Source organism: Serratia sp. TMDUHS_CL (assembly GCF_037137105.1).
Classification (GTDB): domain Bacteria; phylum Pseudomonadota; class Gammaproteobacteria; order Enterobacterales; family Enterobacteriaceae; genus Serratia; species Serratia nevei.
Genome location: NZ_JBBBDV010000008.1, coordinates 93,066 through 116,784 on the forward strand (window position 1 = coordinate 93,066; position 23,719 = coordinate 116,784).

Here is a 23,719-nt window from a genome sequence, read left to right on the forward strand (position 1 = left end):
AAACGGGCGCCTCGGCGCCCGTTTTGTTTTTCGCAGCCGCTTAAAGCAGCGTGCCGTAAATGGTCAACAGCGCCACCACCACCACGATGATCATCGTCACCTTGCGAGCCAGCGTCACCGCCGCCCGCGGCGTTTGCACCGGGTCCATATGCGGATCGCGCGCCAGCGAGAACTGCGCCAGCCGCGTCAACACCTGATACGACGACGAATGCCGATCCCCCAGCGAGGCGAACCAGGCCGGCAGCGCACGCTCGCCGTGGCCGAACAGCGCGTAGGCCACCCCGGCCAAACGCACCGGGATCCAGTCCAACCAGTTCAGCAGATGATCGATACCCGACTGCGAACGCTCCAGCGGCGTATTGTGACGCGCCAGCCAGGTTTGATAGGCGCGCAGGAAGGCATACCCCGCCAACGCGATCGGCCCGTAAGACCCAAAGACCACGAACCAGAACAGCGGCGCCAGGTAATAGCGGAAATTGATCCACAGCAGCGCGTTTTGCAGCTCGCGCAGGCGCAGCTCTTCGCTGCAGTCCACCGGCAAACCGTGGATCAACGCCAGCTCTTCCGCCATCTGATCGCTGGCGTGGGTATCGCCCTGCCGCGCCGCTTTGAGGTAGGCGCGGTAGTGTTTGCGCTTGATGCCGGCGCCGACGCACAGCAGATCGATGACGATCCACAGCAGCAGCGTCACCACGCCGAAGAACAATCCGTGAGACAGCCACAGAACGCCCCAGACGATCACCATCCAAGCGGCGGTCATCGCCAGCGTCTGCGCCAGCGAAACCCGATGCAGCCGCTGAAACACCACTTCGAGACGGTGGTCCAGCTGCCAATGTTCTCCCAGCTTAAACAGGCGCTCCCAGGCCAAAACCAGCAACAGCGTAAACAGCGTCATTAGCGATTCCTCTCCCTTTTTCTTGTCTCAAGCATAGCGTCGGCGGGCGCATCGCGTTGTTCCAGAGATGCCAGATAGCGATCCCAATCGAACGCCGGCCCGGGATCGGTCTTGCGGCCGGGGGCGATATCGCAATGCCCAGCGATATTGGCCACCAGCGGCGGATAATGTTCGGCCAACAGCGCGGTGACCGCCTGCAGCGTGCGGTATTGCGCCTCGGTGTAAGGCAACAGATCGGTGCCTTCCAGCTCGATGCCGATGGAGAAATCGTTGCACCGATCGCGCCCCTGATACAGGGAAACGCCCGCGTGCCAGGCGCGTTGGTCGAAGGGCACATACTGCACGATCTCCCCGTCGCGGCGGATCAGACAGTGCGCCGACACCCGCAGCTGATGGATCTCGGCGAAATAGGGGTGCTGCGCGGGATCGAGCGTACCGGTAAACAACTGGTCGATATAGGGGCCGCCGAACTCGCCGGGCGGCAGGCTGATGTTGTGGATGACCAGCAGCGAGGGGGGCTCGTCATCCGGGCGCCGATCGCAGTGCGGCGAGAGCACTCGCGTCACCCCGACAATCCAGCCATTTTCCAACTGCATCAGACACCTCTCTGCGGTGGTACTTATTCCTGCAACAGAGTAGCATGTTCCCCTACGATCTAACCGTCCATTTCGGAGTTTTCCATGCCGACACGCCGCTACAGTGCCGACAGTCGCCGCACCGAGCTTCTTGAACGAATTGAAAGTGATATTCCCTATGCCGTCGCCCAGGCGCTGCGCGAAGACCTGGGGGGTGAAGTCGACGCCGGGCGCGATATTACCGCGCAATTGTTACCGGCGGACAAGCAGGCCGAAGCCACCGTCATCACCCGCGAAGCCGGCGTATTCTGTGGCCGCCGCTGGCTGAATGAGGTCTTTATTCAATTGGGCAACCAGGTGCAGGTGGAGTGGCTGGTGGCGGACGGCGACCGCCTGACGCCGAACCAACCGCTTTGCCGGCTGCGCGGCCCCGCGCGGGTGATGCTGACCGGCGAGCGCACCGCGCTGAACTTCGTGCAGACGCTCTCCGGCGTGGCGACCGAGGTCAACCGCTACGTGGCCCTGCTGGAAGGCACCCGGACTCGCCTGCTCGATACCCGCAAGACCCTGCCCGGCCTGCGCACCGCGCTGAAATACGCCGTACTGTGCGGGGGCGGCAGCAACCACCGGCTGGGGCTGTCCGACGCCTTCCTGATCAAGGAAAACCACATCATCGCCTCCGGCTCTATCAAGAACGCGGTGGAAAAAGCCTTCTGGCTGCACGCCGACGTGCCGGTGGAAGTGGAAGTCGAATCGCTCGATGAACTGCAGCAGGCGCTGGATGCCGGTGCCGATATCATCATGCTGGACAACTTCAGCGTCGAGATGATGCGTCAGGCGGTCGCTCAAACCCAGGGCCGCGCCCAGCTGGAGGTGTCCGGCAACGTCACCAGCGAGACGCTGCGCACCTTTGCCGAGACCGGCGTGGATTACATTTCGGTCGGCGCGCTGACCAAGCACATCACTGCACTCGATCTGTCGATGCGCTTCAAATGATCCCCCTCGCCCCCGGCCGCTGTCGGGGGCGTTACCGTAAAATTGCGAACCTCCTCTCACCGTTTTTTTCACCGCTGCAAACGACATCATTACTGATGGAAGCGCGCCGAGAAACGCGCAAAAGCCCCTCGCCGAGCCCCCGAGCAAGCCGCTACCGTTGTCTTCCACACCCCAATGGAGAAAACAACGCATGGAAACGCAACGCGGCTTTACCCTGATAGAACTGATGGTGGTGATCGCCATCATCGCCATCCTCAGCGCCATCGGCATCCCTGCCTACCAGCGCTACATCCAGAAAGCGGCAATGACCGACATGCTGCAAACCATGGCGCCGTATAAACTGGCGGTCGAGCTGTGCGTGCTGGACGAAGGCGCCCCCACCGGCTGTGAGGCCGGCAGCAAAGGCATTCCCACCAGCGGCACGTCGCGTTACGTCAGCGGGGTGAAAGTCGCCAAAGGCGTGATCACGCTGACCGGCACCCAAACGCTGCAGGGGCTGGCGGTGGCATTAACCCCCAAAGCGAACGCCGATGGGCTGACCCGCTGGAGCCGGCTGTGCAGCAGCGAAAACGCAACGCTGGTTGAGGTGTGCCAGGAAGTCTTCCGCTTCGACAACGCGGCGGAGTAACGGCAATGAACGCGCAAATCAGCGAAGAGGTTCACGCCCTGTGCCGGCGCTATCAGGCGCTGGCGCTGAACGAAGACCCGACCACTCTCACGATCGCGCTCAACGAAGAAGCGCCGCAGGGGCTGCTGGCGGCGCTGCGTTTCGCCACCGGCAAGCGCATCCATCTGGAACACTGGCCGGCGGCCAGGCTGGAGCAGGCGCTGAACCAACGCCACGAATCGCTGCCGGCGCCGCTGGCAGCCGAAGAAGACACCGCCGACATCGCCTACCCCGACGACGGCGATGCACCGGTGGTGCAGTTCATCAACCAGACGCTGCGTCTGGCCATCCAGCGCCGCGCCTCGGATATCCACTTCGAGCCCTTTCGGCAGCATTTTCGCATTCGCCTGCGCATCGACGGTGTGCTGCAAACCCTCGCCTCACCGCCGCCGCAGCTGGCCGCGCGCCTCATCGCCCGGCTGAAGATCCTCGGCCAGTTGGATATCGCCGAGCGCCGTCAGCCTCAGGACGGGCAACTCAGCCTGACGCTGGACAGCGCGCGCTATGCCATGCGTATCGCCACCCTGCCGACGCTGCACGGCGAAAAGGTGGTGCTGCGCGTTCAGCAAGGTGAGCAGCAGGAGCTGCCGCTGGATCAACTGGGCATGGGCCGGGCGGATCTGGCGCGCTACGCGACGGCGCTGGCCTGCCCGCAAGGTTTGATCCTGGTGACCGGCCCAACCGGCAGCGGCAAGACGGTCACGCTGTACAGCGGTCTGCGCCAGTTGAACGATGCGCAAAGCAACCTGTGCAGCGTCGAGGATCCGATCGAGATACCGCTGTTCGGCGTCAATCAAACCCAGATCAACGCCAAAACCGAGCTGAGTTTCGCCCGGGTGCTGCGCGCCCTGCTGCGCCAGGATCCGGATGTCATCATGATCGGCGAGATCCGCGATGCGGAAACCGCCGAGATCGCAGTCAAGGCCGCGCAAACCGGCCACCTGGTGCTGTCGACGCTGCATACCAACTCCACCGGCGAAACCCTGACGCGGCTAATGCACATGGGTATCCCCGGCTACCTGCTCGCCGGCTGCCTGAAGCTGGTCATCGCACAGCGGCTGGTGCGCAGGCTGTGTCGCCACTGCCGCTACCCGCACAGCCAGCCGACGCATTTTCCTACCTCGGTCTGGCCGGAGCCGCTGACCGCCTGGCGCGCCGACGGCTGCGAGCATTGCTTCGGCGGCTACTATGGGCGCATCGGCGTGTATGAGCTGTTGGCCATTACGCCGGAAATACAGGCGGCGTTGCTGGCGAACGCCGCGCCCAGCCTGCTGGCGGATGTCGCCCGCGAGCAGGGGCAGCTTTCGCTGCTGCAGGCCGGGCTGGCGCTGGCCAGCGAAGGCACGACCTCGCTGGAAGAACTGTACCGCGTGATCGACGTCGTCCAGCTCGGCGTAACCGCACCATGAAAGCGCACCGGCTGTTCCTTTGGCAGGCTTTCGACGCCCAGGGCGCCTTGCGCCGCGGCGAACTGATGAGCGATGAAAAACGGCAGGTGAGCCGGTTGCTGATCGAACAAGGCCTGCAGCCTTGGCGGATTGGGCACGGCAAACGCATCACGCTCGGCCAGTGGCGCGGAGAACCCTTAATCCACTTCACCCGCCAACTCGCCACCCTGTTGCAGGCCGGGTTGCCGCTGGTCAATACGTTGCAGCTGCTGGCGGCAGAGCACCCTTCGGCAGCCTGGCGTTGCCTGTTGCGCCAGTTGGCAGAACAGGTGCGCGAAGGGCAGCCGCTCTCCGAAACCCTTGCCGCGCAGCCAGGCGTTTTTCCACTTATCTATCGCCAACTGATCGCCATCGGCGAACTGACCGGCAACCTCGATCGCTGCTGCCTGCAGCTGGCACAACAACAGGAAGCCCAGCTGATGCTGCGCCGCAAAGTGACCAAAGCGCTGCGGTATCCCCTCTTCATCTGTGCGGTGGCGCTGCTGGTCAGCGTGCTGATGCTGGTGATGGTGCTGCCGGAATTCGCCAAGGTTTATCAGTCATTCGATGCGCCGCTGCCCTGGTTTACCCAAGGGTTATTGGGGGTGTCCGCGCTGCTGATCGCCGTTGGCCCCTATTTGGCGCTGCTGCTCGGCGCATTGCTGCTCGGCTATTGCCGCTGGCTGCATCCACGCCCGCCATGGCGCCGACGTGAACAGGCCGCCTTGCTGCGCCTGCCGCTGATCGCCCGGCTGGTGAGCGGCGGCGCGCTGAGCCAAACCTTTCGTATTCTGACCATGACCCAACGCGCGGGGCTGACGCTGGTGGAAGGGTTGAACGCGGCGGCACTGGCGGCGGATCATCTGCTGTACCGACAGGCGCTGGAGCAGGTGCAGCGGCAGATCGCCGAAGGCGAGGCATTTCATCATGCCCTGGGCCTGCAACCGCTGTTTCCGCCGCTGTGCCGGCAGCTGGTGCGGGTGGGCGAAGAATCCGGTTCGCTGGACGCCTTGCTGGATAAATTGGCGCAGTGGTACGAACGGCAGACGCACGAGCTGGCCGATACGCTGGCGCAAACGCTGGAGCCGCTGCTGATGCTGGTGGTGGGCGGGATTGTCGGCGCTTTGGTGATCGCCATGTACCTGCCTATCTTTCAACTGGGCAGCGTGCTGGGATAAAGAGAGGATAGCGGGCGCCGCTGTGCGCTGCGCCCGAATGCAAGGTGCGGCTTATTTGCTGCCGAAGACGCGGTTTTCCTGCTCCGCCACGCGGATAAAGGTGGTGCGCTTGGTCAACTCTTTCAGGCGCTCGGCACCGACGTAGGTACAGGCGGAGCGCAGGCCGCCGAGGATATCGCGCACGGTAAACTCCACCTCGCCACGCAGCGGCAGCTTGACGGTTTTGCCTTCGGCCGCGCGATACTCCGCCACGCCGCCGACGTGGCGTTTCATCGCCGACTCGGAGCTCATGCCGTAGAACAGCATGAACTTCTCGCCGTTCTCTTCCACCACGGTGCCTTCGCACTCGTCGTGGCCGGCCAGCATGCCGCCCAGCATCACAAAGTCAGCACCGCCGCCGAAGGCTTTGGCAACGTCGCCCGGCACCGAGCAGCCGCCGTCGCTGACGATTTGGCCGCCCAGCCCGTGGGCCGCATCGGCGCATTCGATCACCGCCGACAGCTGCGGGTAGCCCACGCCGGTCTTCACGCGGGTGGTACAGACTGAACCCGGGCCGATACCGACCTTAACGATGTCGGCGCCGGAGAGGATCAGCTCTTCCACCATCTCGCCGGTCACTACGTTGCCGGCGCAGATCACGTGATTCGGGCAGGCTTCGCGCGCTTTCTGCAGGAAGGCGACGAAATGTTCAGAGTAGCCGTTGGCCACGTCGATGCAGATGAATTTGAGCGCCGGAGACAGGGCCAGGATCTGCTGCATTTTGGCGAAGTCGGCTTCGGAGGTGCCGGTGGACACCATTACGTGGCGCAGCACCGATTCCGGCATGCGCTGCACGAAGTCAGCCCATTGCTCGACGCTGTAATGTTTGTGTACCGCGGTGAGAACGTCGAAAGAAGCCAGGGCCTCGGCCATGCGGAAGGTGCCCACCGTGTCCATGTTAGCGGCGATAATCGGCACGCCGGACCAGCTGCAACCTGAATGCTTGAAGGTAAACTGACGTTCCAGTTCAACCTCGGAGCGGCTTTTCAGCGTGGAGCGCTTAGGGCGGATCAACACGTCTTTAAAGCCCAACTTCAAATCTTCTTCAATACGCATGACTTATGATTTCCTGGTTAATGGCGACGGATCGCAAGGAGGATATTCGAACCTCTGCCCGACGGCTTTCCAGTGGCGCAAAAAGACGGCGGCGAGATTAATGCCAGTTCCAGTGACGTTATAATACGCGCTAATAATCGCCGAACAAGACTGCGAATTCGCCTTTATTTACGCTACAATCCGACAAATTTACCTGCATAACCGCAGTGTGATTGCCCGCTCATTTTTGCCGTGCCGCTGCGCTTTTTCTCGCCGTCCGATCGGTGCCGACGCGCAAGCGCCGCCTGCCGACTTGCACTTCTGCGCGATCGCTTTATGATTCGACTATTATTTTTTTATGAACATCGGATGCACCTAACACCATGGCCTACATTGTTGCGTTGACCGGGGGCATAGGCAGCGGCAAGACGACCGTCGCGAACGCCTTTGCGCGCCACGGCGCAACCCTCGTCGATGCCGACGTGATCGCCCGTCAGGTCGTCGAGCCGGGTACCCCTGCTTTGGCCGCGATCGCCGAGCGATTTGGTAATGAAATGTTGCTGCCGGACGGCGCATTGAACCGCGCTGCGCTGCGTCAGCGCATCTTTAGCCATCCCGATGACAAAACCTGGCTGAACCAGCTGCTGCATCCGCTGATACACCGTGAAACCCAGCGCCAACTGGCGCAGGCCACCAGCCCGTACGTGCTGTGGGTGGTGCCGCTGCTGGTGGAAAACAGTCTGCAGGATCGCGCCGATCGGGTGCTGGTGATCGACGTCGACGCCGAAACTCAGCTGGCTCGCACCATCGCGCGCGACGGCGTCAGCCGTGAGCAAGCGCAGAGCATTCTCGCCGCCCAGGCCACGCGCCGGCAGCGCCTCGCCGTGGCGGATGACATTATTGACAACAGCGGCGCCGCTCAGGGGATAGAGCCACAGGTCGCCGCACTGCATCGTCGCTACCTTGAACTGGCGGCAACAGCGCCCCAACAGGATTAAACTGCATGAGTGATGTTTCCCCAACCGTTCTCTTTGAACACCCGCTGAACGAAAAAATGCGTACCTGGCTACGCATCGAATTTCTGCTGCAACAGCTGCACGGCCAACGCGCCCTGAGTGAAACCGCCATCGCCCTCACCTTCTTTCGCACCGTCTCCGACTTGCTGGACGTGCTGGAGCGCGGCGAAGTACGCACCGAACTGCTCAAAGAGCTGGAGCGCCAGCAGCAGAAACTGTTGGCCTGGGCCGATGTGCCGGGCGTGGATATGGCGCTGATCGACCAGCTGCGCGGCCAGTTGAAGTCGCGCTCATCGGCGCTGATGGCGGCGCCGCGCCTCGGCCAGGCGCTGCGCGAAGATCGGCTGATCGGCCTGGTGCGCCAGCGGCTGAATATTCCCGGCGGCTGCTGCAGCTTCGATCTGCCGACCCTGCACATGTGGATGCACGCGCCGCAGCAGGATCGCGATGCCGACGTCGCCACCTGGCTGCAGTCGCTGGATCCGCTGAACCAGGCGCTGATCATGGTGTTGGATCTGATCCGTCAGTCGGGGCCGTTCCGCAATCAGATCAGCCTGAACGGCTTTTTCCAGGACAACGTCGAAGGGGCGGATCTGCTGCGCCTGCGCCTCCATCTGGCGCCGCAGCTTTATCCGCAGATTTCCGGCCACAAGACCCGCTATGCCATTCGTTTCCTGCCGCTGGATAGCGAAAATGGCGTGGTGCCTGAACGCCTGACGTTCGAACTGGCCTGTTGTTGAACTTGTGCAAGAAAGCCTTCTCAGCACTGATAGAAGGCGTAAGGAACCGTTATGACGACCGTAGTAAAATGCCCAACCTGTGGCACCGGCGTGGTTTGGGGTGAAGTTAGCCCCTTCCGGCCGTTTTGCAGCAAGCGCTGCCAGCTGATCGATCTCGGCGAGTGGGCCGATGAAGAGAAGCGTATTCCGAGCAACAGCGATCTGTCGGAAAGCGAAGACTGGAGTGAAATGGACGATCGTTGATCGTCCGCAATTGGCCTGGTGCCCGCCAGGCCAACCTTGTTATTGCGCGGCGTTCGCCTGCGCCACCAGCAGCTGAATAATGCCGGTGTTGGCTTCCGGGAACTCGTCTTCACGCAGCTCCGCCTGTTTAACCCAGCGCATCGGTTGCCCCTCGCGGCCGAACGGCTCGCCCGCCCAGGCTTCCACCAGATAAAAATTCAGCGTCACGATGCGATCGCTGAAGCGGTGCTCCACCACCTCCAACAGTTCGGCACGTTCGGCTTCGATACCGGTCTCTTCCCGCAGCTCGCGACTTAGCGCCTGTTCCGGTGTTTCACCCTGTTCGATCTTGCCGCCGGGGAACTCCCAAAATCCGGCCATGTGCGCGTCGGCGGCGCGGCGGGTAATAAAGATCTCCCGTTGCGCATTACGGATGATGCCCACGGCGATATTCAGATGTTTCATCTCACCCTCCTGATGGGTGTCAAAAAACAGGGGCTCAGCAAGCTGAACCCCTGGGTATTATCGATTAATCGCAGCCGGCATTACTGCAGGCGGCCGTGGCACTGCTTGTATTTCTTTCCGGAGCCGCATGGGCACGGATCGTTGCGGCCCACTTTACGCTCGGCGGTCGCCGGCGCGTTCGGATCTTCGGTCACCAGCGCGTTCTCGTCGTGGTGGCTCAGCTGTTGGTGCTGCGCCAGGCGCTCGGCCTCTTCACGGCGCTGCTGTTCCAGCGCTTCCACCTCTTCCGGCATCCGCACCTGAACCTTGCTCAGCACGCTGATCACTTCATATTTCAGCGATTCCAGCATAGTGGCGAACATGTTGAAGGATTCACGCTTGTACTCCTGCTTAGGATCCTTCTGCGCATAGCCGCGCAGGTGAATACCCTGACGCAGGTAGTCCATCGCCGCCAGGTGCTCTTTCCACAGGGAATCCAGCGTCTGCAGCATCACGCCCTTCTCGAAGTTGCGCATCATTTCGCTGCCGACCACTTCTTCCTTACGCTGGTACTGCTCTTTGGCGTTCTCCAGAATGCGTTCGCGCAGCGTCTCTTCGTGCAGCTCCGGCTCTTTGTCCAGCCATTGTGCGATCGGCATCTCCAGATCGAAGTCGTTCTTCAGGCGCTCTTCCAACCCCTGAATGTCCCACTCTTCTTCCAGCGACTGCGGCGTAATGTAGTTGTCGATGGTGCTCTTGAACACGTCCTCGCGGATGCTGGCGATGGTTTCGCTCACGTCGGACACGTCCAGCAATTCGTTACGCTGGCTGTAGATGGCGCGGCGCTGATCGTTAGCGACGTCGTCGTATTCCAGCAGCTGCTTACGGATGTCGAAGTTGCGGCTCTCTACCTTGCGCTGGGCGTTGGCGATCGCCTTGGTCACCCACGGGTGCTCAATCGCTTCGCCTTCTTTCATACCCAGTTTGCGCATCATGCCGGACACGCGATCCGACGCGAAGATACGCATCAGGGCATCTTCCATCGACAGGTAGAAGCGGGATGAACCGGCATCGCCCTGACGACCGGAACGGCCGCGCAGCTGATTATCGATACGGCGCGATTCATGGCGCTCGGTGCCGATGATATGCAGGCCGCCCGCCGCCAGCACCGCGTCATGGCGCACTTTCCAGGCCGCTTTGATGGCCTCGATCTGCTCTTCGGTCGGCTCTTCCAACAACGCCACTTCGGCCTGCCAGCTGCCACCCAGCACGATATCGGTACCACGGCCCGCCATGTTGGTGGCGATGGTTACCGCACCGCTCTGGCCGGCCTGGGCGACGATGTCCGCCTCCATGGCGTGGAATTTGGCGTTCAGCACCTTGTGCTCGATGCCCGCTTTGGTCAGCTCATGGGAAACCACTTCGGATTTCTCGATTGAGATGGTACCCACCAGCACCGGCTGGCCTTTGGCGGTACGCTCGCGGATGTCTTCGATGATGGCGCCGATCTTCTCTTTCTCGGTCATGTACACCAGATCCGGCATGTCCTTACGGATCATCGGACGGTTGGTTGGCACCACGATGGTGTCCAGCTTGTAGATCGAGCTGAATTCAAAGGCTTCGGTATCGGCGGTACCGGTCATCCCGGCCAGCTTCTCGTACAGACGGAAGTAGTTCTGGAAGGTGATCGAAGCCAGCGTCTGGTTCTCGTTCTGGATCTCCACGCCTTCTTTGGCTTCCACCGCCTGGTGCAGGCCGTCGGACCAACGGCGGCCCTGCATGGTACGCCCGGTGTGTTCGTCGACGATGATCACTTCGCCGTCTTTCACAATGTAGTCAACGTCGCGGGTGAACAGCACGTGGGCGCGCAGCGCGGCGGTAACGTGGTGCATCAGCATGATGTTGGTCGGCGAGTACAGCGATTCGCCCTCATCCATGATGCCGGCTTCCACCAGCATCTCTTCGATCAGGATCAGGCCGCGTTCGGTCAGGTGGACCTGACGCGCCTTCTCATCCACCGAGAAGTGCCCTTCACCCTTGAAGGTGTCGGAGTCTTCTTTTTCCTGGCGAATCAGTTTAGGGATCAGCTTGTTGACCTTGATGTACATCTCGGAGCTATCTTCAGCCGGGCCGGAGATGATCAGCGGCGTACGCGCTTCATCGATCAGGATGGAGTCCACCTCATCCACCAACGCATAGTGCAGTTTGCGCTGCACGCGCTCTTCCGGGCTGAACGCCATGTTGTCGCGCAGGTAGTCGAAACCGTATTCGTTGTTGGTGCCGTAGGTGATGTCAGCGGCGTAAGCTTCACGCTTGGCCGGCGCCGGCATGCCCGGCAGGTTGATGCCGATGCTCAGGCCGAGGAACTCGAACAGCGGACGGTTGTTTTCGGCGTCACGCTGCGCCAGATAGTCGTTGACGGTCACGACGTGCACGCCGCGGCCGCTCAGAGCGTTCAGGTAGGCCGGCAGCGTCGCGGTCAGGGTTTTACCTTCACCGGTACGCATCTCGGCGATGCAGCGGTCGTTCAGCACCATGCCGCCCAGCAGCTGCACGTCGAAGTGACGCATGCCGAACACGCGCTTGCTCGCCTCACGCACTACGGCGAAGGCTTCCGGGATCAGGCTTTCCAGCGACTCACCTTTCTCCAGGCGCGCACGGAACTCGTTGGTTTTCGCTTTCAGTTCGTCATCGGACAGTTTTTCCATGTCCGGTTCCATGCGGTTGATCTGCTCAACCACTTTGCGCATGCGGCGCAGGGTACGATCGTTACGGCTGCCAAAAACTTTGGTTAATAATTTCACTAACATGATGTTTGATATCTCTGTCATGACGGCCGAATACGGCAGTCAACTTGCTATTATTTATGGTTTTTGTGCCCTGAGGGCAGAGTCAGACGAGCGCGGCAGGCCCGGCGCGAATGCCCTGTACCTGCGCCACCCACAGGCCGGTCTGGTGCCGTGCCAGCGTTGGCAGCACCTCAAGGTGGGTATGGCGAATGATGGTCGGCGGCTTCGGCTCGTGCGTCAGCAGCGCGTTGAGGGTAGAAAGCAGCGCCAGTTGCGCTACCTGCAAAGGCGGTTCGGCTTCGGCTTCGCTCTCCTGCACCCGCGCATAAACCGCCTGCGGCGCCAGCGCGAAAGAGAGGTGACGAATGACGGTGCGCAGCGCATGTTGCTGCCAGTAATCTACGCTGAAGGTAGGGCGACGGTGCGCGTCCTGCAGCAGGGCCAGGCTGTTGAAGGTGCCGTTGGCTGAATTTTGCCGGTTAAGGCTGGACGACGTATTCGGCAGTGCGGCCTGATCGGGGGCGCCGGGCAAATTGGAAGACGCGCCAAGCGTGGCCGCAACCATCCCTAACAGGAGATGGGGCCAGAAATAACGTCTGCCAAATTGTCGCCAACGATTTAGAATACCGATCACGAGTTTATAATCCGCCGGAGCCCATTATGCGCGATAGCCGTCCACAATTATTAGATGTCCTGTTCGACGACGCGTCTGCCGGCAGCAAAGGGCCGCTGCATAACGTCCAGCAACGCGCGGTGGCGCTGCTCAAGCTTAACCGTGCAGTGAAGGGCCTGTTGCCTGCTCCCCTGCATCCCTGGTGCCGCGTCGCGAATTTCCGACAGGGTATTTTAGTGCTCGAAACGGCAAATGCCAGTTGGATGATGCGCTTGCGCTACGAACAACCCGCTTTGCTGTCTGCACTACGAGCGCAAATTCTACCATCATTGTCGTCGATCGACATCAGGATTAATCCGGCCTTGATGGCGAAAGGCAGCCACCAGGTGCAAAACGCAGAGAAAGCGCCGGAAAAACCCGTGCCGATGCGGCATTTGAGTCTGGAAAGTGCGGAAGAACTGAGAGGATTGGCGAGCCGTAGCCCGGAGAAACTGCGCAAGATATTGGAACGGCTGGCTGCATTGGCCGGAGAGGGTACCAACACAACCAGTCGTGATAAGTAATCAGCGACACAGCTGCAAAACATCAGATCGCATCACGAGCCTGAGTTCTCAGGCTCCCAGAGGATGCGCCTGCCGTTATTCGCAGCAGGCGAGGAATTCAGACCTTACGCCAATACGGTGGACGGTGCCTTGAATGCCAGCGGCATTTCGGCTTCGTCCTGGAAGGTCACGTATTCCCACGCTTCCTGCTTGGCCAGCACGGCCTGCAGCAGTTTGTTGTTCAGCGCGTGGCCAGACTTGAACGCGGTGAACGCGCCAATGATGTTGTGGCCGCACATGAACAGGTCGCCGATGGCGTCCAGCATTTTGTGACGTACGAACTCGTCTTCGAAACGCAGGCCGTCTTCGTTCAGCACGCGGTAGTCATCCACCACGATAGCGCAATCGAAGCTGCCGCCCAAGGCCAGGCCGCGGGACTGCAGGTATTCGATGTCGCGCATAAATCCAAAGGTGCGCGCGCGGCTGATTTGACGAACGAACGACTCAGCCGAGAAATCGAGACGATAGCGCTGAGAGCTGGCGTCGATAGCCGGGTGGTTGAAGTCGATGGTGAAGTCCAGGCGGAACCCGTTATGCGGGGACAGCTCGGCCCATTTGTCGCCATCTTCAACACGCACGGTCTCTTTCAGACGCAGGAATTTCTTCGCCGAGTTCAGTTCTTCGATGCCGGCATCCAGCAGCAAGAACACGAACGGACTGGCGCTGCCGTCCATGATTGGGATTTCAGCGGCGTCGACTTCGATAACGATGTTGTCGATGCCCAACCCAGCCAGCGCGGCGTTGAGGTGCTCAACGGTCGAAATACGCACGTCATGCTCATTCACCAGGCAAGTACAGAGCATGGTATCACGCACGGATTTTGCATCAGCCGGAAAATCAACCGGTGGATTCAAGTCAGTGCGACGATAGATGACCCCGGTATTAGCCGGCGCTGGGCGCATTGTCAGCGTGACTTTCTTGCCGGTATGCAAACCGACGCCAGTCGCCTGAACAATACGTTTTAATGTCCTTTGTTTGATCATCGTTTTATCTCGCAATGTTATCCATCCTACCAGCCAAGCATACAGCATGGCCGGCGGGACAGTTTAGCACAAAGAGCGGAGATTCCAAATTCTCAGGATATTCTTAGTCTGCCTGTTTACGCAGGAAGGCTGGAATATCAAGATAGTCGGGCTCTTTATTCGGCTGCGCAGCTTGGTCGTTGACCACCTTGGCGGCAGGTTTCACTTCCTGCGGCAGAGGCGACATGCCGTGCTGCTGATAACGGTGATCCATCACCGGCTGGCTGGCCTGCTTATTGGTCACCAGGGTGATTTCAGGACGTTTGTCCATACCGATACCGGTTGCAACCACGGTTACGCGCAGTTCGTCGTTCATTTCCGGATCCAGCGAGGTACCGATAACCACGGTAGCATTGTCGGACGCGAACGCACGGATGGTGTTACCCACGGTTTCGAACTCATCCAGACGCAGGTCGAAGCCGGCGGTGATGTTGACCAGCACGCCGCGCGCGCCGGACAGGTCGATGTCTTCCAGCAGTGGGCTGGAGATCGCCATTTCGGCCGCTTCTTCGGCACGGTCTTCACCGCAAGCCACGCCGGAACCCATCATCGCGTAGCCCATTTCGGACATCACGGTGCGCACGTCGGCGAAGTCGACGTTCATCAGGCCCGGACGGGTGATCAGCTCGGCGATACCCTGCACCGCGCCTTTCAGCACGTCGTTGGCCGCGCCGAATGCGTCCAGCAGAGAGATGCCGCGACCCAGAACTTTCAGCAATTTGTCGTTCGGGATGGTGATCAGCGAGTCCACGTGTTTGGACAGCTCAGCGATACCCTGCTCCGCGAATGCCATGCGCTTCTTGCCTTCGAAGTTGAAAGGCTTGGTCACCACGGCCACGGTCAGAATACCCAAATCTTTAGCCACTTCAGCCACCACTGGTGCCGCACCGGTACCGGTACCGCCGCCCATGCCGGCCGCGATGAAGACCATGTCTGCGCCGTCCAGCGCTGCGCGCAGGGCTTCGCGGTCTTCTTCCGCTGAATTGCGACCCACTTCCGGGTTCGCGCCCGCACCCAGACCTTTGGTAATACCGCTACCGATCTGGATGGTTTGGCCAACCGCCGTTTTGCGGAGCGCCTGGGCGTCCGTGTTCACAGCGAAGAATTCAACACCTTCGATGCGCTCGCGCACCATGTGTTCAACGGCATTGCCACCGCCGCCGCCGACGCCGATGACTTTAATCACCGCGTCATTGGTTAGTTCCATTGGTTCAAACATAGTTTCTCTCCGTTTTGTGCCTGTCGCTGCGAGATCATAAAAAGATTACTCAGCATGATCTCTTTGTTGAAACATTAAAACTCTTTTCTCAGCCAGCTATTGATGCGTTTAAACCAATTGCCCACCGAGGCGCGTTTTTCTACTTCCGTCTCACCGCTCAGGTGAGACTCTTTTCCATAGTGCAGCAGACCTACCGCTGTAGAGTAGTAAGGCTCCTGCGCATAATCCGTCAGACCCGTGATGTTCAAGGGTTGGCCGATGCGTACCTGGGTGTGGAACACCCGTTGCGCACAGGCTGCCAGGCCATCAATCTGGGCGGCGCCACCGGTCAGCACGATACCGGCTGCCAGATGATGCTTCACCCCTTGCTGACGCAGTTGCTCCTGCAATTGCAAAATTTCATCGTTAACCAGATTCAACAGTTCGGTGTAGCGTGGCTCAATGACTTCAGCCAGCGTCTGTCTTTGCAGACTGCGCGGAGGACGTCCCCCGACGCTAGGCACCTCTACATTCTCATCCTTGCTAACAATCGACCCAAGCGCACAGCCGTGTCGAACTTTAATCGCTTCCGCGTCGGTCGGCGGCGTGCCGAAGGCGTAGGCGATATCGCTGGTGACCACGTTCCCGGCATAAGGGATCACTTTGGTGTGGCGCAGCGCACCGCCGGTGTACACCGCCATATCCATGGTGCCGCCGCCGATATCCACCACGCAAACGCCGAGTTCGCGTTCATCTTCAGTCAGCACCGCGTAGCTCGCGGCCAGACCGGCGAAAATAAGTTGGTCAACTTTCAGGCCGCAACGTTCCACGGCCTTGACGATGTTCTTCGCCATATCGTTATGGCAGGTAATCAGATGCACCTTGGCCTGCATACGCACGCCGGACAGCCCAACCGGGTTTTTGATGCCTTCCTGATAATCGATGGCGTATTCCTGAGGAATCACGTGCAGAATGCGGTGTTCGTCGCGCACGCGCACCGATTTGGCGGTGTGCACCACGTTCTCCACGTCGTCCTGCGTCACTTCCTCTTCCGAGATCGGCACCATGCCGATTTCGTTCTGGCAGCTGATGTGTTTGCCCGACAGCGCCAGGTACACCGAGGAGATCTGGCAGTCCGCCATCAGCTCGGCCTGATCGATGGCGCGCTGTACGCACTTCACCACCGACTCCAGGTCGTTTACGCCACCCTTATCCATGCCGCGAGACGGGCAACTGCCCACCCCGATAATGTTGACCATGCCATCGGGCAGAACTTCCCCTACCAACGCGGAGACTTTTGCAGTACCGATCTCCAGTCCAACTACCAGTTTTCTGTCCGTCGACTTGATCATTGTTGTTTTGCCTGTGCCTGATTCTGTTGCTGATTACTGTTTTGCTGACCGCCAAGCGCCTGCGGATCGACCAACACCGGAGCCCACCCTACCGAAGCGCCGGACTCGTAGCGCAGATCGACATAGCTGACACGCTTGCTCTCCGCCTGGCCCTGCTGCTGCAATACCGGGTAAAGCTCGATAAACCGCTGCAAACGCCCGTTGCGGTCATCGCGCCCCAGCTCAAGCCGGACATCGTTGTCCAGCGCCAGCTGCCAGGAATGGCGCGCGGTCATCGCCGCCATTTTCAGCGTATATTTGCTGGCCGCCAACGTGGCGCTCATCGCCCGATAGCCTTCCAGCACATCCTGCTCGCTCCCTTCCGGCCCGTAGAGCAGCGGCAACTTCTGTTTGCCCGCCCGCTCCGCCGGCACGCTGAACGCTTTACCTTCGGCGTCCACCATGTGCAAATCGTTCCAGCGCGCCACCGGGACGTACTCCACCAGATGGATCTTCAGCTCATCCGGCCATTGTTTGCGCACGCTGGCCTGCTTGATCCACGGCAGACGTTCGATCTGCTGCTGGATGACGTCCACATCCTGCGTCATAAAGGTGCCGGGCGCGCCCAGCGCCAGGATCGCCTGACGAATATCATCGTTGGTGGTGTAGTGGCGTTCGCCGGTCACCACCAGCCTTGAGAGCGGCAGGCGACTGGCGTCTTTCATCCAGCCAAGCACCGCCCAACCGCTCCACACGACCGTTCCCAACACCATCAGCAGGAAAATCATTCCCGCCAACTGGGTTCCATTGCTGCGGCGCGGGCCGTTATCCACCTCGCGATCGCGCGCATTCAGGGCAGCTTGCGACATATCAGTCGGCCAACTCCAAAATTCTCGCCACCAACTGCGAGAAGCTTAATCCAAACTGGCGCGCCGCCATCGGCACCAGGCTATGACTGGTCATGCCCGGAGAGGTGTTCACCTCAAGCAGATAGAAGCTGCCATCGCTGTCTTGCATCACGTCGACGCGGCCCCAGCCGCTGCAGTCCAGGCCGCGATAGGCGCGCAGCGCCAACGCCGCCATCTCGGCTTCCTGCTCGGCGCTCAAACCACTCGGGCAGAAGTACTGCGTGTCGTCCGAAATGTACTTGGCCTGGTAGTCGTAAAACACGCCGGCCGGCTGGATGCGGATCGACGGCAGAACCTGGTCGCCCAGCATCGCCACGGTATATTCCGGGCCGCTCAGCCACTTCTCCACCAATACGTCGTCATCATGGCGGAAGGCCTCTTCCAACGCGGCTTCCAACGCGGCGCTTTCAGTGACCTTGCTCATGCCGACGCTGGAGCCTTCACGGCTCGGCTTGACGATCAGCGGCAGGCCGAGCTCCGCCACGCGTGCCAGCAGCGCCGCTTTTTCGCCGCCGAGGTACAGCTGGCGATTCAGCGCCACGTAAGGCGCCACCGGCAAACCCATCGACTGCCACACCATTTTGGTGCGCCATTTGTCCATGGTCAGCGCCGAGGCCATCACACCGCTGCCGGTATAAGGCAGTTCGAGGAACTCCAGCAGCCCCTGCAGGGTGCCGTCCTCGCCGCCGCGGCCATGCAGCGCGATAAACACTTTGGTGAACCCCTGCTCTTTCAGCTGGGTCACCGGGAAATCGCGGGTATCGACGCCGTGCGCATCGATACCGGCTTCGCGCAACCCGGCCAGCACCGCGGCGCCGGATTGCAGGGAGACTTCACGTTCAGCGGAGGTGCCGCCCAGCAGAACTGCAACTTTATCAGCCATGGTGCTCCTCCTCTTTCTTCGGCGGCTGCAGCTTCAGCTCAGCCAGTTTACGGGCGATTTTGCCCACGTTGCCGGCGCCTTGCACCAGCACCAGGTCTTCATCCTGCAGCAGCTGCGCCAGGGTTTCCGGCACGGTATCGGCATCGGAAACCAGGATCGGATCCAGCTTGCCGCGGCTGCGGATGGTGCGGCACAGCGAACGGCTGTCCGCGCCCGGGATCGGCGCTTCGCCGGCGGCGTACACGTCGAGCATCAGCAGCACATCCACCTGCGACAGCACGTTGGCGAAATCGTCGTACAGATCGCGGGTGCGCGTATAACGGTGCGGCTGGAAGATCATCACCAAACGCTTGTCTGGCCAGCCGGCGCGCGCCGCTTTCAGCGTGGCGTCCACCTCGGTCGGATGGTGGCCGTAGTCGTCCACCAGCATCGCGCTGCCCGCTTTGCCGTTGACCGGCTCCAGCGGGAACTCGCCGAGGAAATCGAAGCGACGCCCGGTGCCCTGGAAGCCCGCCAGCGCGCGCAGGATATCTTCGTCGTCGATGCCTTCTTCGGTTGCCACCGCCACCGCCGCCGCCGCGTTCAACGCATTGTGGCGGCCCGGCGCGTTCAGCGTCACCGTCAGCAACGGTTTGTCCTGACGGCTCAGGGTAAAGTGCCCCTGCGGCCCAATCTGCCGGTAGTCTTCGATGCGCACATCGGCATCTTCACTGAAGCCATAGGTGGTGATGTGGCGACCCACGCGCGGCAACAGCTCGCGCACGACCGGATCGTCGATGCACATCACCGCACGGCCGTAGAACGGCAGGTTGTGCAAGAAATTGATAAACGTCTGCTTCAGGTTCTCGAAGTCACCCTGGTAAGTGTCCATATGGTCGGCTTCGATGTTGGTGACCACGGCCACCATCGGCTGCAGATGCAGGAACGACGCATCGCTCTCATCCGCTTCCGCGATCAGATAACGGCTGGACCCCAGTCGCGCGTGGGTGCCCGCCGCCTTCACCAGCCCGCCGTTGACGAAGGTCGGGTCCAGGCGGGCTTCGGCGTAAATGCTCGAAACCATCGCCGTGGTGGTGGTTTTGCCGTGCGTGCCGGCGATAGCGATGCCGTGGCGAAAACGCATCAGCTCCGCCAGCATTTCTGCGCGGCGGATCACCGGGATGCGCGCTTCACGAGCGGCGACGATCTCCGGGTTGTCGGCGGAGATGGCGGTAGAAACCACCACTACGCTCGCATCCAGCACGTTTTCCGGACGGTGATTGAAATAAATCGTCGCCCCGAGCGCGCTCAACTGTTGGGTGACCGGATTCGGCGCCAGGTCGGAGCCGCTGATCTGATACCCTTCGTTTGCCAACACTTCGGCGATACCACCCATGCCGGCGCCACCGATGCCGACAAAGTGAATGTGCCGGACGCGACGCATCTCGGGCACGATAGTACGTAGTTTCGCCAGTTGTTGTGTATTCATCACTCTCTCTAATCCGGATCCGGTACCCCGGCCCTACATCACATTGCTTTTATTCAGGTTCGGCGCACCGAACCCCTGCACTCGTTACTTGGCGAGCCGCACCAGCTCCGCCGCCACGCGCTCGGTGGCGTCCGGAATGGCGACCGCACGCGCTTTCTCGGCCATGGCCAGCAGCGTCTTGCGATCCCAGCTCGCCAGCAGTTCAGCCACCACATCGGCGTTGAACTGCGGCTGTTCGATAATCTTCGCCGCGCCGGCTTCTTCCAGCGGACGCGCGTTCCAGTACTGCTGACGGTCCTTGTGCATGAACGGCACGAAGATCGCCGGCAGCCCCGCTGCCGCGATTTCGCTGACGGTCAACGCGCCGGAGCGGCAGACCACCACGTCGGCCCAGGCGTAGGCGGCGGCCATATCGTCGATGAACTCGGTCACCTTGTGCTGCGTCTGCCCTACCCTTTCGTAGTCGCGCAGCACCGTTTCCAGCGCGCCCTTGCCAACCTGATGCCAGAGCGTAATTCTATCGCCCAAACGCGCCGCGACTTCAGGAACTGTCTGATTCAGCACGCGCGCGCCCTGACTTCCGCCAATCACCAGCACGCGGATCGGGCCTTCGCGCCCCTGCAACCGCTCCGCCGGCAACGGCAGCGCCAACACGTCGGTACGTACCGGGTTGCCCACCACCTCGGCGTTCGGGAATGCGCCGGGGAAGGCCTGCATCACTTTGGCGGCGATGCGCGCCAGCCAGCGGTTGGTCAAGCCGGCAATGCCGTTCTGCTCGTGCAGCACCACCGGGATGCCGCACTGCCAGGCCGCCAGGCCGCCGGGGCCGGACACGTAACCGCCCATCCCCAGCACCACGTCCGGCTGATAGCTGCGCATGATGGCTTTCGCCTGGCGCACCGCCTGCCAGATCCGCAGCGGCGCAGTCAGCTGGGCCTTCAGGCCTTTGCCGCGCAGGCCGGAGATGCGGATAAAATCAATCTCGATCCCGTGCTTCGGCACCAGATCGGCTTCCATTCGGTCTGCGGTTCCGAGCCAGCGCACCTGCCAGCCCTGCGCCATCAGATGATGCGCGACCGCCAGCCCCGGGAACACGTGCCCGCCGGTACCGCCTGCCATCACCATTAAACGCTTAGGTTTCCCGCTCATCCCTTACCTCTTCACAAACGCCTGAGCCTTGGTCAGGCGCGTTTCATAATCAATTCGCAGCAACAGCACGATGGCCGTCGACATAATCAGCAAGCTCGAGCCGCCGTAACTGATCAGCGGCAGCGTCAGACCTTTGGTCGGCAGCATGCCCGCGGCGGCGCCGACGTTAACCAGCGCCTGGAAGCTGAACCATACGCCGATCGCGCAGGCCAGGAAGCCGGAGAAGCGTTGGTCGATCTCCAGCGCGCGGCGCCCGATGGACATCGCGCGAAAAGCGACGAAGAATACCATTAACAGGGCTAAAACCACACCGATATAGCCCAGTTCTTCACCCAAAATGGAGAAGATGAAGTCGGTGTGTGCTTCCGGCAAATACTCCAGTTTCTGCACCGAGTTGCCGAGCCCCTGTCCCCAGAACTCGCCGCGGCCGAACGCCATCAGCGACTGGGTCAGCTGGTAGCCGCTGCCGAACGGATCGGCCCACGGGTTCCAGAACGACGTCACGCGGCGCATACGGTACGGTTCCGCGATGATCAGCAGCACCACGGCGAACACGCCGGAGCCGATGATCGCCAGGAACTGCCACATTTTCGCGCCGGCCAGGAACAGCATCGCCAGCGTGGTGATGAACAGTACCACCACGGTACCGAGGTCCGGCTGCGCCAGCAGCAGCACTGCCAGCACCACCATCACGCCCATCGGCTTGCAGAAGCCCCAGAAGTTGCTGCGTACCTCTTCCACCTTGCGCACCAGATAGCTCGCCAGGTAGCAGAACAGCGACAGCTTGGACAGCTCCGCCGGCTGAATACGCAGCGGGCCAAGCGCGATCCAGCGCGAGGCCCCGTTCACCGAACTCCCCACCACCAGCACGATCAGCAGCATCACGATCGACATCAGCAGCATCACGTTGCTGTAGCGCTGCCAAATCTCCATCGGGACGCGCAGCGTCACCAGCGACAGGCCGAACGCCAGGCCGAGGTACAGCGCGTCGCGTTTGGCGAACAGGAACGGATCGTCCGCCAGGCGTTGGCCGATCGGCATCGACGCCGAGGTCACCATCACGAAGCCGATGATCGCCAACCCGAAGGTCAGCCACAGCAGGGTGCGATCGTACAGCACCATGTTGACCGCGTCGTTGTCGCGCGCGCCGGTCACCCAGTCTTTCAGTCGTTCTGTCAGCCCGAAGTTCGGCAAGCGTAGTTTCATCCGCCAAGCTCCTGCGCCAGGCGGGCGAACTCATCGCCGCGCACTTCAAAATTACGGAACTGATCGAGGCTGGCGCAGGCCGGCGACAGCAATACCATGTCGCCAGGCTGTACGCGGCCGGCGATGGTGCGCATCGCCTGCTCCATGGTCTCGGTCAGCGTCGCCACCTCCGGCCGCAGCTGTGCCAGCTGGGCGCCGTCGCGGCCAAAGCAGTACAGACGCACGTTGTCGCCCTGCAGGTAGCGCGCCAGCGGCGAGAAATCGGCGGACTTGCCGTCGCCGCCCAGCAGCAGATGCAGCGTGCCGTCTACCTGCAGGCCGTTCAGCGCCGCTTCGGTGCTGCCGACGTTGGTGGCTTTGGAGTCGTTGATCCAACGCACGCCGTTGTTCTCCCAGGCCAGCTGGAAGCGGTGCGCCAGGCCGGTGAAGGTGGTCAGCGCCTTCAGGCTGGACGCGCGCGGGATATTGACCGCATCCGCCAACGCCAACGCTGCCAGGGCGTTGGTGTAGTTGTGGCGGCCGGTCAGTTTCATCTCGCGCGTATTCAGCACTTTCTCACCGCGCACCCGCAGCCAGGTTTCCCCCTGCTGACGGTTCAGGTGATAGTCGCCCACGTCGGCGCCGAAGCTGACGCAGCGCTCGTCGGCGCCGCGCACCGGCATGGTCAGTGCATCGTCTGCGTTCACCACGCACACGGCGGCGTTTTCATACACGCGCAGCTTGGCGCCGCGATACTGCTGCAGGCCGAACGGATAGCGATCCATATGATCTTCGGTCACGTTCAGGATGGTCGCCGCCGCCGCCCGCAGGCTATACGTCGTTTCCAGCTGGAAGCTGGACAGCTCCAGCACGTAAAGCTGGCATTCCTGACGCAGCAGGCTCAGCGCCGGCAGGCCGATATTGCCGCCCACGCCCACCGCCCAACCGGCGGCTTTCGCCATCTCGCCCACCAGGGTGGTGACGGTGCTTTTGCCGTTGGAGCCGGTGATCGCCACGATCGGCGCCTGCGCTTCACGGCAGAACAGTTCGACGTCGCCGACGATTTCCACGCCGGCATCCGCCGCGGCGCTCAATGCCGGGGTCGCCAGCGCGACGCCCGGGCTGGCAACGATCAGATCCGCCGCCAGCAGCCAGTCCTGATTCAGATCGCCCAGATGACGCTCCACGCTCTCAGGCAGTTTGTCCAAGCCTGGCGGCGCGATACGGGTATCCATCACGCGCGGCGTCACACCGCGCGCCATGAAGAAATCGACGCAGGACAGGCCGGTGAGGCCCAACCCGATGATGACGACTTTTCTACCCTGATAGTCTGCCAT

23 protein-coding genes are annotated in these 23,719 nt (G+C 61.4%); 8 read left to right on the forward strand and 15 right to left on the reverse strand.

All coding sequences use genetic code 11. From position 1 onward, the window contains the following. Nucleotides 1–40 precede the first annotated feature (40 nt). Nucleotides 41–895 carry a beta-lactamase regulator AmpE gene (gene ampE, locus WCL58_RS15845; protein WP_126191778.1) on the reverse strand — a complete coding sequence of 285 codons (855 nt, stop codon included), beginning with the start codon at nucleotides 893–895 and terminating at the stop codon, nucleotides 41–43. After that, nucleotides 895–1,491 carry a 1,6-anhydro-N-acetylmuramyl-L-alanine amidase AmpD gene (gene ampD / locus WCL58_RS15850; RefSeq protein ID WP_084826845.1) on the reverse strand — a complete coding sequence of 199 codons (597 nt, stop codon included), beginning with the start codon at nucleotides 1,489–1,491 and terminating at the stop codon, nucleotides 895–897. Before ampD ends, ampE begins: the two co-directional genes overlap by 1 nt. An 84-nt stretch (nucleotides 1,492–1,575) precedes the next feature. Between ampD and nadC the strand changes: the two genes are divergently transcribed. From nadC to hofC, 4 genes are all read left to right on the forward strand, one after another. After that, entirely contained in the window at nucleotides 1,576–2,466 is an 891-nt protein-coding gene (gene nadC, locus WCL58_RS15855; protein ID WP_102985451.1) for a carboxylating nicotinate-nucleotide diphosphorylase, read from the forward strand. A gap of 190 nt (nucleotides 2,467–2,656) precedes the next feature. Further along, nucleotides 2,657–3,094, forward strand: coding sequence for a prepilin peptidase-dependent pilin (ppdD, locus tag WCL58_RS15860; protein WP_084826847.1), 438 nt, complete (start codon nucleotides 2,657–2,659; stop codon nucleotides 3,092–3,094). Between the two features lie 5 nt (nucleotides 3,095–3,099). Continuing rightward, nucleotides 3,100–4,542 (forward strand): type II secretion system protein GspE, encoded by a 1,443-nt coding sequence (gspE, locus tag WCL58_RS15865; protein ID WP_084826848.1) that lies wholly within the window; start codon nucleotides 3,100–3,102, stop codon nucleotides 4,540–4,542. Then, on the forward strand, nucleotides 4,539–5,738 hold the full coding sequence (hofC, locus tag WCL58_RS15870; protein ID WP_336851365.1) for a protein transport protein HofC: 1,200 nt from the start codon (nucleotides 4,539–4,541) through the stop codon (nucleotides 5,736–5,738). Before gspE ends, hofC begins: the two co-directional genes overlap by 4 nt. A 51-nt stretch (nucleotides 5,739–5,789) precedes the next feature. On the opposite strand, the gene WCL58_RS15875 is transcribed toward hofC, so the two are convergent. Then, the gene (locus tag WCL58_RS15875) at nucleotides 5,790–6,833 is read right to left on the reverse strand and encodes a GMP reductase (protein ID WP_015376656.1); all 1,044 of its coding nucleotides are present in this window, start codon (nucleotides 6,831–6,833) and stop codon (nucleotides 5,790–5,792) included. 362 nt (nucleotides 6,834–7,195) lie between these two features. On the opposite strand from WCL58_RS15875, the gene coaE reads away from it, so the two are divergent. The 3 genes from coaE to yacG are packed head-to-tail and all read left to right on the forward strand — an operon-like array spanning nucleotide 7,196 to nucleotide 8,811. After that, on the forward strand, nucleotides 7,196–7,810 hold the full coding sequence (coaE, locus tag WCL58_RS15880; protein WP_100396053.1) for a dephospho-CoA kinase: 615 nt from the start codon (nucleotides 7,196–7,198) through the stop codon (nucleotides 7,808–7,810). A gap of 5 nt (nucleotides 7,811–7,815) precedes the next feature. After that, nucleotides 7,816–8,568: a cell division protein ZapD gene (gene zapD, locus WCL58_RS15885; protein ID WP_336851366.1), complete on the forward strand. Its 753-nt coding sequence runs from the start codon at nucleotides 7,816–7,818 to the stop codon at nucleotides 8,566–8,568. 51 nt (nucleotides 8,569–8,619) lie between these two features. Next, nucleotides 8,620–8,811, forward strand: a complete 192-nt coding sequence (yacG, locus tag WCL58_RS15890) for a DNA gyrase inhibitor YacG (RefSeq protein WP_004932737.1) — start codon at nucleotides 8,620–8,622, stop codon at nucleotides 8,809–8,811. A 39-nt stretch (nucleotides 8,812–8,850) separates the two neighbouring features. On the opposite strand, the gene mutT is transcribed toward yacG, so the two are convergent. The 3 genes from mutT to secM form a co-directional block, all read right to left on the reverse strand. Next, nucleotides 8,851–9,255, reverse strand: a complete 405-nt coding sequence (gene mutT / locus WCL58_RS15895) for an 8-oxo-dGTP diphosphatase MutT (protein ID WP_060440772.1) — start codon at nucleotides 9,253–9,255, stop codon at nucleotides 8,851–8,853. Between the two features lie 80 nt (nucleotides 9,256–9,335). Beyond that, nucleotides 9,336–12,044, reverse strand: a complete 2,709-nt coding sequence (gene secA, locus WCL58_RS15900) for a preprotein translocase subunit SecA (RefSeq protein WP_038873493.1) — start codon at nucleotides 12,042–12,044, stop codon at nucleotides 9,336–9,338. Between the two features lie 82 nt (nucleotides 12,045–12,126). Then, complete coding sequence (gene secM, locus WCL58_RS15905; RefSeq protein ID WP_038873490.1) at nucleotides 12,127–12,657, reverse strand: secA translation cis-regulator SecM; 531 nt, start codon at nucleotides 12,655–12,657, stop codon at nucleotides 12,127–12,129. A gap of 26 nt (nucleotides 12,658–12,683) precedes the next feature. Between secM and WCL58_RS15910 the strand changes: the two genes are divergently transcribed. After that, nucleotides 12,684–13,199 (forward strand): DUF721 domain-containing protein, encoded by a 516-nt coding sequence (locus tag WCL58_RS15910; protein ID WP_033637110.1) that lies wholly within the window; start codon nucleotides 12,684–12,686, stop codon nucleotides 13,197–13,199. A gap of 104 nt (nucleotides 13,200–13,303) precedes the next feature. On the opposite strand, the gene lpxC is transcribed toward WCL58_RS15910, so the two are convergent. The 9 genes from lpxC to murD form a co-directional block, all read right to left on the reverse strand. Further along, nucleotides 13,304–14,221 (reverse strand): UDP-3-O-acyl-N-acetylglucosamine deacetylase, encoded by a 918-nt coding sequence (lpxC, locus tag WCL58_RS15915; protein WP_004932754.1) that lies wholly within the window; start codon nucleotides 14,219–14,221, stop codon nucleotides 13,304–13,306. Between the two features lie 103 nt (nucleotides 14,222–14,324). Next, a complete protein-coding gene (gene ftsZ / locus WCL58_RS15920; protein ID WP_004932757.1) occupies nucleotides 14,325–15,479 on the reverse strand; it encodes a cell division protein FtsZ in 1,155 nt (384 codons plus the stop codon). 74 nt (nucleotides 15,480–15,553) lie between these two features. Next, nucleotides 15,554–16,810, reverse strand: coding sequence for a cell division protein FtsA (gene ftsA / locus WCL58_RS15925; protein WP_004932758.1), 1,257 nt, complete (start codon nucleotides 16,808–16,810; stop codon nucleotides 15,554–15,556). Continuing rightward, nucleotides 16,807–17,658: a cell division protein FtsQ gene (gene ftsQ, locus WCL58_RS15930; RefSeq protein ID WP_004932761.1), complete on the reverse strand. Its 852-nt coding sequence runs from the start codon at nucleotides 17,656–17,658 to the stop codon at nucleotides 16,807–16,809. The genes ftsA and ftsQ overlap by 4 nt, the downstream gene beginning before the upstream one ends. Before the next feature lies 1 nt (nucleotide 17,659). Continuing rightward, nucleotides 17,660–18,580: a D-alanine--D-alanine ligase gene (locus tag WCL58_RS15935; RefSeq protein WP_060422478.1), complete on the reverse strand. Its 921-nt coding sequence runs from the start codon at nucleotides 18,578–18,580 to the stop codon at nucleotides 17,660–17,662. Next, nucleotides 18,573–20,048 (reverse strand): UDP-N-acetylmuramate--L-alanine ligase, encoded by a 1,476-nt coding sequence (gene murC, locus WCL58_RS15940; protein ID WP_025301571.1) that lies wholly within the window; start codon nucleotides 20,046–20,048, stop codon nucleotides 18,573–18,575. Before murC ends, WCL58_RS15935 begins: the two co-directional genes overlap by 8 nt. Before the next feature lie 84 nt (nucleotides 20,049–20,132). Next, entirely contained in the window at nucleotides 20,133–21,197 is a 1,065-nt protein-coding gene (murG, locus tag WCL58_RS15945; RefSeq protein WP_004932773.1) for an undecaprenyldiphospho-muramoylpentapeptide beta-N-acetylglucosaminyltransferase, read from the reverse strand. Nucleotides 21,198–21,200: 3 nt separating this feature from the next. Further along, on the reverse strand, nucleotides 21,201–22,403 hold the full coding sequence (ftsW, locus tag WCL58_RS15950; RefSeq protein ID WP_038873480.1) for a cell division protein FtsW: 1,203 nt from the start codon (nucleotides 22,401–22,403) through the stop codon (nucleotides 21,201–21,203). Continuing rightward, entirely contained in the window at nucleotides 22,400–23,719 is a 1,320-nt protein-coding gene (gene murD, locus WCL58_RS15955) for a UDP-N-acetylmuramoyl-L-alanine--D-glutamate ligase (protein WP_033641855.1), read from the reverse strand. The genes ftsW and murD overlap by 4 nt, the downstream gene beginning before the upstream one ends.